6 protein-coding genes are annotated in these 11,607 nt (G+C 72.2%); 4 read left to right on the forward strand and 2 right to left on the reverse strand.

The window, feature by feature from the left end:
• Positions 1–380 precede the first annotated feature (380 nt).
• Complete coding sequence (locus tag FOE67_RS06055; RefSeq protein ID WP_182661219.1) at positions 381–1,001, forward strand: superoxide dismutase family protein; 621 nt, start codon at positions 381–383, stop codon at positions 999–1,001.
• Positions 1,002–1,177: 176 nt separating this feature from the next.
• The gene (locus FOE67_RS06060) at positions 1,178–4,501 is read left to right on the forward strand and encodes a tetratricopeptide repeat protein (RefSeq protein WP_182661221.1); all 3,324 of its coding nucleotides are present in this window, start codon (positions 1,178–1,180) and stop codon (positions 4,499–4,501) included.
• 94 nt (positions 4,502–4,595) lie between these two features.
• Here FOE67_RS06060 and FOE67_RS06065 read toward each other — a convergent pair whose 3' ends face one another.
• Positions 4,596–5,237 carry a hypothetical protein gene (locus FOE67_RS06065; protein ID WP_182661223.1) on the reverse strand — a complete coding sequence of 214 codons (642 nt, stop codon included), beginning with the start codon at positions 5,235–5,237 and terminating at the stop codon, positions 4,596–4,598.
• A 349-nt stretch (positions 5,238–5,586) separates the two neighbouring features.
• Between FOE67_RS06065 and FOE67_RS06070 the strand changes: the two genes are divergently transcribed.
• Both FOE67_RS06070 and glgP read left to right on the forward strand, forming a co-directional pair.
• The gene (locus tag FOE67_RS06070; protein WP_182661226.1) at positions 5,587–6,774 is read left to right on the forward strand and encodes a helix-turn-helix domain-containing protein; all 1,188 of its coding nucleotides are present in this window, start codon (positions 5,587–5,589) and stop codon (positions 6,772–6,774) included.
• Positions 6,775–7,135: 361 nt separating this feature from the next.
• Positions 7,136–9,730 (forward strand): alpha-glucan family phosphorylase, encoded by a 2,595-nt coding sequence (glgP, locus tag FOE67_RS06075; RefSeq protein WP_182661230.1) that lies wholly within the window; start codon positions 7,136–7,138, stop codon positions 9,728–9,730.
• A 113-nt stretch (positions 9,731–9,843) separates the two neighbouring features.
• Here the strand turns inward: glgP and FOE67_RS06080 are convergent.
• The coding region (locus tag FOE67_RS06080) for an ABC transporter ATP-binding protein (RefSeq protein WP_182661228.1) at positions 9,844–11,607 on the reverse strand (1,764 nt) is incomplete at its 5' end.

Genomic DNA, 11,607 nt, shown 5'->3' on the forward strand with positions numbered 1-11,607 from the left:
GGGCCCCCGGCCGGGGGAGGAGCGGGCGTGACCGGGGCGGTGCCGGGCTTCTCCGTTTTCCCTCCTCCGTTTTCCGTCACCCGCGCCGCCGTGGGGGCCTCCCGTCCGGGGCGGCGGAGCGGTGCCGGCACCCCGGGACGGGACCGGGACGGGCCGGCACGCACCATGCCTCCCACGGTTGCCGGTTGTACCCGTGAGCGATCGCCCCGAATGCGCTTGCGGGAGTTCGAGGGGTGAGTCGGGGACAACCGGGTGGTTGTCCCCGACTCACCCGAACGCCCCGTCCGTGATGCGCGTTTCGCCCCTTCCCGGTGCGGTATCGATGGGAACGCCCGGACGCCCTCCGGGCGTTCCCCACTCCACGCCAGGGAGAATCCCCGATGACACGAGGCACCCGGTTCCGCCACGCCACCGCGATCGCGGCCGTCGCCCTCCTCGGAATGACGGCCTGTGCGGCCGACACCACCGCCGACCCCGCCGCCGCGCCGGCGGTGGAGCAGGACGACGCCTCGAACGGCCTGTCCGCCGATCTGACCGACCGCGACGGGCAGAACGTCGGCACCTTCTCGCTGAGCGAGCAGAACGGCATGGTCCGGGGAGAGGTGTCGCTGACGGACCTGACGCTGGACGCCGGCTTCCACGGTTTCCACCTGCACGAGACGGCGGAGTGCGACGCCGACGCCCCCGACGGGGCGTTCACCACCGCCGGCGGGCACTGGAACCCCGACGACGCCGACCACCCCGAGCACCCCGGTGACATGCCGTCCCTGCTGGTCACCGAGGACGGAACGGCGGAGGCCACCTTCGTCACCGACCGCTTCACCTTCGACGACCTCCCCACCGAGGGGGTGGCGGTGATCCTCCACGAGGACCCCGACAACTACGCCCACATCCCGGACCGTTACCAGTCGGAGGACGCGGACGGCCCCGGCCCCGACGAGACCACCCTCGCCACCGGGGACGCCGGCGACCGCTACGCCTGCGCCACGATCACCCCCTGACCTCTCCCCGACGACCCCGGTCCCACCGGCCCCGCCGGCGGGACCGGGGTCGTCGGCGTCCGGGCCGGGGGAGGGGAGCGGCCCCGGCCGTCACAGGACCCGGTACGGCCCCCGCCGGCGATCCGAGGAGGAGACGGCAACCGGGCGATGATCCGCTGACGAACTACGGCAGTCGTATGACCGGCAGTTCGGAAGAGGACCGGTGCTGCCCGGATTCCGGGGACGGAACGCCCGGGGGCCTGGTAACCGTGTGGGAGGCGATCGGAGCGGACCGCGAGGGGGCGGTGTCGATGGCGGGACGTGGGTCGGTGGGGCGTCGGGAGCGGTTGCGTCGGCGGCAGGGGGAGCACTTCGTGGGCCGGCACGGGGAGTTGGCGGTGTTCGAGGCGAATCTGCGGCGTGATCCGGGGGCGGACGACTACGAGTTCGTGTTCCATGTCCGCGGTCAGGCGGGGGTGGGGAAGTCCACGCTGGTGCGTCGCTGGAGGGGGCAGGCCGAGGAGCAGGGCGCGTTGTGTGCGCTGTTGACGGACGAGGTGGTCGGGCCGGTGGCGGGGATGACCGCGATCGCCCGGGACCTGAAGCGGCAGGGAACGGAGCTCAGGGAGTTCGACAAGCGGCTGGAGACCTATTGGCAGCGGCGACGGGAGGCGGAGAGCACGTCGTTGGTCGGGCCGGAAGGCGAGGGCGGGCCCTCGGCGCCCGCCTCGTTGGCCGCTCGCGGTGTGTTGGCCGGTGCCGGACTGCTGTTGGGTGATCCCACCGGAACGGTCGGAGCCGATCAGCTGGCGCGTGGCCTGGATTGGGCGCGGGCTGTGCGTACGCGGGTCAAGGATCGGCGGGACGCGCAGTTGGTGCTGGATCCGGTGGGTGAGCTGACACCGGTGTTCATCGAGGACCTGACGGAGGTGGCCCGGGACCGGCGGTCGGTGGTGGTGATCCTCGACGTGTGGGAGCGGATCGGCCCGGGTGTGGAGGAGTGGGTGCACGATGTGGTGGCCGGTGAGCGGTACGGGGAGTTGCCGCTGAACGTGATCGCGGTGATGGCCGGGCAGAGCGCGTTGACACCGGGCGTGTGGGGGGAGATGGTCCGGGAGGTGGTGCAGGTGTCGCTGGAGCCCTTCACCGACGCCGAGGCCACCGAACTGCTGGCCCGGCACGGAGTGGTGGAGGAGTCGGTGGTGGCGACCATCCTGCGGCTGACCGGGGGGCTGCCGGTGCTGGTGGACATGCTCGCCCAAGCCCGCCCCACCGACCCCGGACAGGTCGGCGACCCCGCCGAGACGGCCGTGGAACGCTTCCTCGCCGGGCAGCGCGACCCCGCCCGCCGGGAGGCCATCCTGGCCTGCGCCCTGCCGACCGAGATCGACGAGGACCTCTACCAACTCCTTCTCGCCGACGCCCGGCCGGAGGAGGGCTGCGGATGGCTGGGGACCCTGCCGTTCGTGACCGCCGACGCCGGCCGTTACCGCTACCACCAACTGGTACGCGAACAGATGCTGCGCCTGCACCGCACCCGCTCCCCCCGCCGCTGGCGTGACCTCCACACCCGCCTGGTCGACCACCACGCCCGCGAACGCGAGGCCCTCGAAGTCCACCTCATCACTCTTGGCGCTCGACAATGGGGCGACGACCGGTGGCGCGCCCACCGCACCGCGGAGATCCACCACCTGCTGTGTGCCGACCCCGACCGGGTCCTACCCGAGGCGTTGGCCGACGCCATCCCGGCCTGCGCCCGGGGCTCGGAAAGCCTGAGTGCCTGGGCCACGGCGCTTCACCGCGCCGGGAGTGAGAGCGGCCACCGGGCCACCCTCGACTGGGCGACGCGCCTCACACCCCGAACCGAGGACGCGGAGGGCCGCATCGCCATTCTGGGACACCTGATCACGGCACCCGGTCTCCCCGTCAGGGAACGGGCCCGGGCCCACACCCTCCGAGGCCGGCAGTATGTCGGCATCGCCGATCACACCGCGGCGCGCATGGATTTCGACCGCGCCATCGCGCTTGATCCCGACTACATCTGGGCCCGGGTGGCCCGTGGAGAGAGCAGGCAGGCCCTCGGTGACCATGCCGGGGCCCTCACCGATTTCGATCATGCCCTCGACCTCGAACCCGACAATGCCCTGGCCCTCGCCGATCGCGGCGAAAGCCGGCAGGCCCTCGGTGAGCATGTCCTGGCCCTCGCCGATTTCGGTCGTGCCCTCGACCTCGAACCCGGCTACGCCGGGGCCTACATCGGCCGCGGCCGGACCCACGATGCCCTCGGAAACCACGACGCCGCGATGGTCGACTTCGATCGTGCCGTCGAGCTCAACCCCGAGGACGCCTGGTCCCACCTCAGTCGTGGCCTGAGCCGGAAGACTTTCGGTGACCACGCCGCGGCCCTCGCCGACTTCGATCGGGGCATCGAGCTCGACCCGGAAGCTCCATGGGGCTATGCCCATAGAATTCAGGTCCACCAGGCCCTCGGCAAGCACGCCGCAGTCCTCGCCGATCTCCCCCGCCTCACCGAACTGGGATCCGACATCGCCCTCATTCGTGGATTCTGCGGACTGATGCGCGAGACTCTGGGTGATTACGCTGCGGCAATGGCCGATTTCGATCGTGTCATCGAGATCGATCCCTGCGACGCAAGGGCTTATGACAACCGCAGTCGGCTGTATCAGCAGATGGGCGACGAGGCTGCCGCCCTCATCGACATCGAGCGCGCCGTCGAACTGGCCCCGGACAACTCATGGATTCTCGCCAGGCGTGGAGATTTGCGCTGGGCCATGGGCGACCACGCCGAGGCGATGGCCGACCTCGATCGTGCCATCGCTTTTGATCCCCGTAGTGCCTGGCCCTGGCTCGCCCGTGGGAAAAACCATCAACTGATGGGGAAGTGCGGCGCCGCTCTCACCGATTTCGATCATGCCGTCCGGCTCGACCCCGATAACGTCTGGGGCCTCATCATGCGTGGTCAGTTGCGCGGAGTGCTGGGAGACCACAGGGGCGCGATGGTCGACCTCAACCATGCCGTCGCAGTTGATCCCAACTCCGATCAGGCCCTCGTCGCACGGGGTCGAACCCACCGGGCCCTGGGGAACCACAATGCCGCACTGGCCGACCTTCGTCGTGCCATTGAAATCAATCCGGAAAATGGAGACAAATATTACGAGATAGCCCTGACGCATCGGGTGATGGGGCAGGAGGGGGAGGCCCGACAGTGGTGGGCACGGGCAATGAGTGAATTCAGCAAATGGGTGGAGCGGGCCGGAATGGAGAAATACCTCGGGAGGGCGGGTTCGGTACTGGTGCACTGTGCCTGCTCCCGATGGGATGAGGCGGAAGAAGAAATCGATGCCCTGTGTGGCGCCGGAGCGAAGGGGATGATCTTTTTCCATACGATGGTGGAGGAACTCGACTCCCTGCCCCCGGAACCGGGGACCGACGCGCGACGGCTGGAGGATTTCCGGGAGCGTCTTCGTGCCCGGGCGGAAGAACACTTCCCCACCGGGTGACCCCTACTCGGTGCCCGCCGTCCCGGGTTCCGGGGCGGGGACGGCCCACCGGCTGATCACCGGCGGGCCGCCGCATCGGGCCGCGGGCGCTGGGTCAGTCGGCCGCGAGGTGGTTCAGAGCCGTCGCGAGGGTGGTACGGAACTCCTCCACCGGGGCGTCCCCCAAGGACCCCATCTGTCCCCACTGGACCACGGTGACGTGCTCCCCGACCCGGCCGATGCCGTACAGGTGGATCGAGGTGCCGGCCATGGGTGGGGCGGTGTGCACGCTGTACACGGCGGAGGAGTCACCGGCCTCCGTACCGCAGTGCTCGTCCCAGCCGGCCACCGAGCCGGGGTTCTCGCGCAGCCAGTCGGCGGCGGCGTTCGCCAGGGCCTCCTCCAGACCCGCGGTCAGTTCGGCGGCGGTGTCCGGGTCACCGGCGTCCATCACGACCTGCAGCGCCCCGGCGTCGTACTCGGTCCAGTGGCGGCGGTGCCACAGGTTCTCCTCCGGCAGCAGGTGGTCGATGTAGGCCAACGGCGCGTCCGACGGCCCTGCTCCGACCTCCCCCGCGTACCAGTCGGACCACGGGTGCGGCGGCAGTTCCCCCGGCTCGAGGAACGTCGGGACGGCGGGTGCGGTCGAGTCGGTGGTCGGCGGCTGGTCCGCCCGGGCCGACCAGGAAAGGGTCGGGACCGCGAGAGCGATCAGCGTGCCGGTGGTGACGGCGATTCGTGAGCGGGTGGTGAGCACGGTTTCCCCCGGAATCCGATGACGGGGCCGGGTTTTCCCGGCCCTCGGTCCGAGGATGACCGGCGCCGTGTCGGGGCACACCGGTACGGCGTCGGAACGGGATACCGGAACACCCGGAAGGCCTTCCACCGGCGAAAACACCGACGGGGTGGAACGCCGCCGTGGAACGCCTGCTTTCCCGGACGGCCGGGGAGCGGGAGGTCGGTACGGTCGTGGGTACCCCGTCGTCCCGACAAGGGGGCGAACGGAACCCCGGGCACGACGTGGACCATATGAACCCCGTGGTTCACACGGTCCACGTGGACCATGTGAACGGCGTGCCGGGGCCGAGGGGGAAGGAGCCGACGGGATGGCGACGGGGGATCGGCCGATCGAGGAGTTCGCCGGAGCCATGCGCCGGTACAAGGAGCGGTCCGGCCTCGGCTACGGCACCCTGGCCCGGAAACTGCACCCGGGCACCTCCACCCTCCACCGTTACTGCTCCGGCGAGGCCGTCCCGCCGGAATACGCGCCGGTGGAGCGTCTCGCCCGGCTGTGCGGGGCCGAGCCGGCGGAACTGGTGGAACTGCACCGCCTGTGGGTCCTCGCCGATGACGCCCGGCGTCGGGGCAGGGGTGCCGCTCCGGCGTCACCCCCGGCGGGCGGCGGTGCCGTGGACGCGTCCGACGGCGTCGAGGGGGACCCCGGTGCCACCTCCCCCTCCGCCCCCGTCGGTGGTGTCCCGGTGGCCTCCACGGGGGATGAGCCGCCCCGGACGGGAGCCCGCCTCCCGGCCCGGGCTCTCGGGGCGGTGGTGGCGTTCCTGCTCCTCGCCCCGGTGACGGTGTGGGTGGTCACGGCGAACCCCCTCGGGGTCGGGGGGCCGGAGGAGGGTGACTCCGGCGGCTCCGCCGCGGAGAGCCGGGCCGACGGGCGGGACTCCCCCGTACCGCCGGTGTGGACGGTCCGACCGGAGGTGTGGTCCACGGGCTGTGGCCATCCCTACCTGGTCGACGCCCCGCCGGCGGAGGTGCCCGAACCCCCGCTGCCGCAGGACGCCGTGGCGTGGGTGCGCGAGACGGGGGCCGTCGCGGCCGGCCACGGCATCGTCGAGATCACTCTGCGTGTGGACGGCGGGGAGTCGGTGGTGGTGGACGCGCTGCACGTGCGGGTGGTGGAGCGGGGGGAACCGTTGGACTGGCCGGTTTACACGGGGGACGCGGGATGCGGTGGGGCCCTGACCCCGGCGTCCTTCACCGTCGATCCGGACGATGCCCGGCCGGTTCCCGTCCCCACCGCGGGGTTCGACGGCGAGGCCGGCGAGGAGCTCCCCCCGCCCCGGTTGCCGTTCCGGATCACCGAGGAAGAGCCGCTGGTGCTGCGCCTGGAGGTTCGTACCGAGACGTGCCACTGCTCCTGGTATCCGGAGGTCGAGTGGAGCGGTGCCACGGGCACGGGTCTGCTGCGGGTGGGCCACGACGGCGGGCCGTTCCGCACCAGCGGCGCCCCCGGCAATCCCGTGCATCTGTGGGACGGCACCTGGCTCCCCATCGGGTGAGCCGGCCCCGCCCCGACCGCCGGTTCCCGCCGCCCCGGCGGTCGGGTGACGGCCGATCGGGGTGTCCCGAGGGGGCCCCGGCAGGTGAGTGGGAGCGTAAATCGGCCGGCCATCGACGGCTTCACGCCTTGAAGGAAAAGCCACCGAAAACCCTCGGAACACCCCGGGCGCGACCAACTCCCCGACCGGGCGACGGTTTGGTCCCGCCGCCGAACACGGCGATTCCGGGCCCGTCACGCGTGTCCGCTCTCCGGGGCGCGGCGTTCGCTCCCGCGGATCCCGGGCGACACACCGTCCCTCCGCCGGCCCAATCCGCCCCAAGCTCTCGCGACACGCCCGTCCGCGCCGCTACCTTCGAATGGTGAAGGCCATTCGTCGATTCTCCGTTCGTCCCGTCCTTCCGGAGTCCCTGCTACCGCTCCAGGAACTGGCGCTGAACCTGCGCTGGTCCTGGCACCCCGAGACCCGGGAGCTGTTGCGCTCGGTCGATCCCGAGGGGTGGGCCGCGGCCGGGGGCGACCCGGTGCGGATGCTCAGCACGGTCTCCGCGTCCCGGCTCGCCGAGCTGGCCGCCGACCGCGGGTTCCTCCGCCGCCTCGGTGTCGCAGCCGAGGAACTGCGCGACTACCTCACCGATGACCGCTGGTACCAGCACGAGGGTGTGGAACTGCCGCGCTGCGTCGCGTACTTCTCCCCGGAGTTCGGCATCACCGCAGCCCTGCCCCAGTACTCCGGCGGTCTCGGCATCCTCGCCGGCGACCACCTCAAGGCCGCCAGCGACCTCGGTGTCCCGCTGATCGGTGTCGGTCTGCTCTACCGGCACGGCTACTTCCGTCAGACGCTGTCCGCCGACGGCTGGCAACAGGAGCACTACCCGGTGCTCGATCCGCACGCCATGCCGTTGACCCTCCTCGCCGAGGAGGACGGCACCCCCGTGCGGGTGGCCCTGACCCTGCCCGGTGGGCGTTCCCTGGGCGCCCAGATCTGGCAGGCCCGCGTCGGACGGGTGCCGCTGCTGCTCCTGGACTCCTCGCTCGCCGAGAACGACCCGGCCGAGCGGGACGTCACCGACCGCCTCTACGGCGGCGGCAGCGAGCACCGCCTGCTCCAGGAGATGCTCCTGGGCATCGGCGGGGTGCGGGCGCTGCGCGCCTATTGCCGGATCACCGGGCACGCCGAGCCCGAGGTCTTCCACATGAACGAGGGTCACGCCGGGTTCCTGGGGGCCGAGCGCATCCGGGAGCTGGGCGAGGAGCGGGGGCTGGACTTCGACGCCGCCCTGCGCGCCGTCCGCGCCGGCACCGTCTTCACCACCCACACCCCCGTCCCGGCCGGCATCGACCGCTTCCCCGAGGAACTGGTGGCCCGGCACTTCGGCCCGGACGCCGAACTGGCCTCGCTGGACCGGGACCGGCTGCTGGAGCTGGGGCGCGAGCCCGAGGGCACCGCCGCGCCGGGCGGGGAGCCGACCGCCGAGGGGCAGCCGCGCCCCTTCAACATGGCGGTTCTGGGGCTGCGCACCGCGCAGCGCTGCAACGGCGTCTCCACCCTCCACGGCACCGTCAGCCGGGAGATGTTCTCCGGGTTGTGGCCGGGCTTCGACGCCTCCGAGGTGCCGATCGGTTCCATCACCAACGGTGTGCACGCCCCCACCTGGACCGATGACGCGATCCGCGACGTCCGGGCGGCCGACATGTCCGACACGGACCTGTGGCAGCTGCGGCGCGAGATGCGCGAGCGGCTGATCCAGGAGGTGCGCGAGCGGCTGCGGGTCTCCTGGCGGCAGCGCGGCGCGGCCCGCGCCGAACTGGGCTGGATCGACGACGTCCTGGACCCGGACGTCCTCACCCTCGGCTTCGCCCGCCGGGTGCCGTCCTACAAGCGGCTGACCCTCATGCTCAACGACCGCGAGCGGATGAAGAGGCTGCTCACCCACCCCGAGCGGCCGGTGCAGATCATCGTCGCGGGCAAGGCGCACCCGGCCGACGAGGGCGGCAAGCGGCTCATCCAGGAGCTGGTGAAGTTCGCCGACGACCCGAAGCTGCGCACCCGCATCGTCTTCCTGCCGGACTACGGCATGGCGATGGCCGGTTTCCTGTACTCCGGCTGCGACGTGTGGTTGAACAACCCGATCCGCCCGCTGGAGGCGTGCGGCACCTCCGGGATGAAGGCGGCGCTCAACGGCTGCCTCAACCTCTCGGTGCGGGACGGCTGGTGGGACGAGTGGGCCGACCAGGACTTCGGCTGGGAGATCCCCACCGCCGACGGCATGGCCGCCCGGGACCCGCAGTGGCGGGACGCGGTGGAGGCCGCCGCGCTGTACGGGCTGATCGAGGAGCAGGTGGCGCCCTGCTTCTACGACCGGGGCGGCAACGGCGGACCGCCGGCGCGCTGGATGGAGATGGTCCGCGCGACCATCGACCGGCTGGGCCCGAAGGTCCTGGCGGAGCGGATGGTGCGCGAGTACGTCGGCGAGCTGTACTTCCCGGCGGCCCGCGCCCACCGGGAGCTGGACACCGACGCGGCCCGCGAGTTGGCGGCGTACGTGGAGCGGGTGCGCCGGGAGTGGCCCGGAGTCTCCGTGGACCACGTGGATTCCGGCGAGGAGCCGCCGGTCCTCGGCGGCGTGGTGCCGCTGCGGGTGCGGGTGGCGCTGGGCGGTCTGGACCCGGACGCGGTGCAGGTGCAGGCGGTGACCGGCCGGGTGGACGAGAACGACACCCTCGCCGACCCCCGGGTGATTCCGCTCAAGCCGCTGGGCGGCGCCGACCTGGAGGGTCGCTGGACCTACGAGGGTGAGCTGACGCTCGACCGGTCCGGTCCCTTCGGGTACACCGTGCGGATCCTGCCCGCCCATCCGAGGCTCGCCTCGCACGCCGAGCTGGGCCTGGTGGCGCTGCCGAGCATGGAGATCGAGCAGGTGCCGGAGCACGAGGCCGGCGTCCTGCTGCGCTGAGGTCCGCGCCCGACCGGCGCACCGTGTGACACGAGGGCCCGTCCCCGCACCCCGAGGGGTTGCGGGGACGGGCCCCTTTCCCGCGAGGGCGCGGGGTGCCCGGAACCGGACCGCTAGCGGACCAGGCTCTCCCGCCAGGCGCGGTGCAGCGCGGAGAACTCCCCGCGGCCGGCGATGAGGTCCTCCGGCGTGCCGTCCTCCACGATCCGACCGCCCTCCATGACCAGCACCCGGTCGGCGATCTCCACCGTGGACAGCCGGTGCGCGATGACCACCGCGGTGCGATCCCGCAGCACGGTGTGCATGGCCCGCTGCACCGCCTGTTCGCCGGGGATGTCCAGCGAGGAGGTCGCCTCGTCCAGGATCACCACGCCGGGGTCGGCGAGCAGCACCCGGGCGAAGGAGACCAACTGCCGCTGTCCGGCGGAGATCCGCCCACCGCGCTTGCGCACGTCGGTGTCGTACCCGTCGGGGAGCGCGGCGATGAACTCGTGTGCCCCGATGGCCCGGGCGGCGGCCTCGATCTCCCGCCGCGTGGCGTCGGGACGGCCCAGCGCGATGTTCTCCGCGACCGAGCCGGAGAACAGGAACGCCTCCTGGGTCACCATCACCACCCCGCGCCGCAGCTCGGGGGTCCCCAGGTGCCGCAGGTCCGTGCCGTCGAGCAGCACCCGCCCCTCCACCGGATCGTAGAGCCGGGCCAGGAGCTTGGCGAGGGTGGACTTGCCGGCCCCGGTGGCGCCCACCAGGGCGACGGTCTGCCCGGCGGGCAGCGTCAGGTCGAAGCGCGGCAGCACCTCGCCGCCGGTGCGGTAGGCGAACCGCACCCCCTCGAAGACCACCTCGCGACCGGGCCGCCCGGCCGGCCGCTCCGGCAGGCGGCGCGGGGACTCCGGCTCCGGGACGTCCGGCCGCTGGGCCAGCAGGCCGGCGATCTTGTGCAGCGAGGCGGCGGCCGACTCCCAGTAGTTGAGGATCATCGCGAACCGGTCCAACGGCTCGAAGAGCCGCCTGATGTAGAGCGCGCCCGCCGCCAGGGCGCCCAGGGCGAGCGCGTCGGTCGCGACCCGGTAAGCGCCCCACATGACGATCGCGGCCATCGCCACGTTCGCGGTCAGCCGGGCCAGCACCACGAAGCGGGCCATCTCCAGGATGGTGTCGCCGTTGAGCCGGCGGTGGCGGTCGTTGAGTCCGGCGAAGTGCGCGTCGTTGTGCCGTTCGCGGCGGAAGGCCTTGACCGGACGGATGCCGTTCAGGGTCTCGTTGAACTTCACGATCACCGACGCGATGGCGGTGGAGCGCTTGGAGAACATCACCCCGGCCCGCCGCCGGTAGCTGCGCACCAGCGCCCACACGGGAACCAGGGAGGCCAGGGCGAGCCCGCCGAGGCCGAGGTCCAGCCACATCAGCAGCACGCCGATGTACCCCACCGACACGACCACGATGAGCAGGTCCTGCAGGCCCTCGTCGAGCAGGTCGCGCAGGGCCTGCACGTCGCTGGTCGCGCGCGAGATCAACCGACCGGAGGTGTAGCGGTCGTGGAAGTCCAGGCTCAGCGCCTGGCCGTGCCGGTAAATGCGTCCGCGCAGGTCCAGCAGGACCGCCTGGGCCGCCCGGGCGGCGACCCGCAGGTAGCCGTTCATCAGCAGACCGGAGGCGATCGCGGAGATCGCGTAGAGCACGGCGACGGTGACCAGCGGCCCGTGGTCGCCGGCGACGGCGGCGGGCACGCCCCGGTCGATGGCGTAGGCCACCAGCATCGGTCCGGCCTGCACGGCGACCTGTTGCACCAGCAGGAGGACGGCGGCGAGGACGACGGTCCGCCGACGCGGCCGGAGCAGGGAGCCCAGCAGTCGGCGGGGGGCGTCGGGCGGGGC

Origin of the sequence: Streptomyces calidiresistens (assembly GCF_014141525.1) — a bacterium.
In the GTDB taxonomy this organism is placed as follows: Bacteria; Actinomycetota; Actinomycetes; order Streptomycetales; family Streptomycetaceae; genus Streptomyces; species Streptomyces calidiresistens.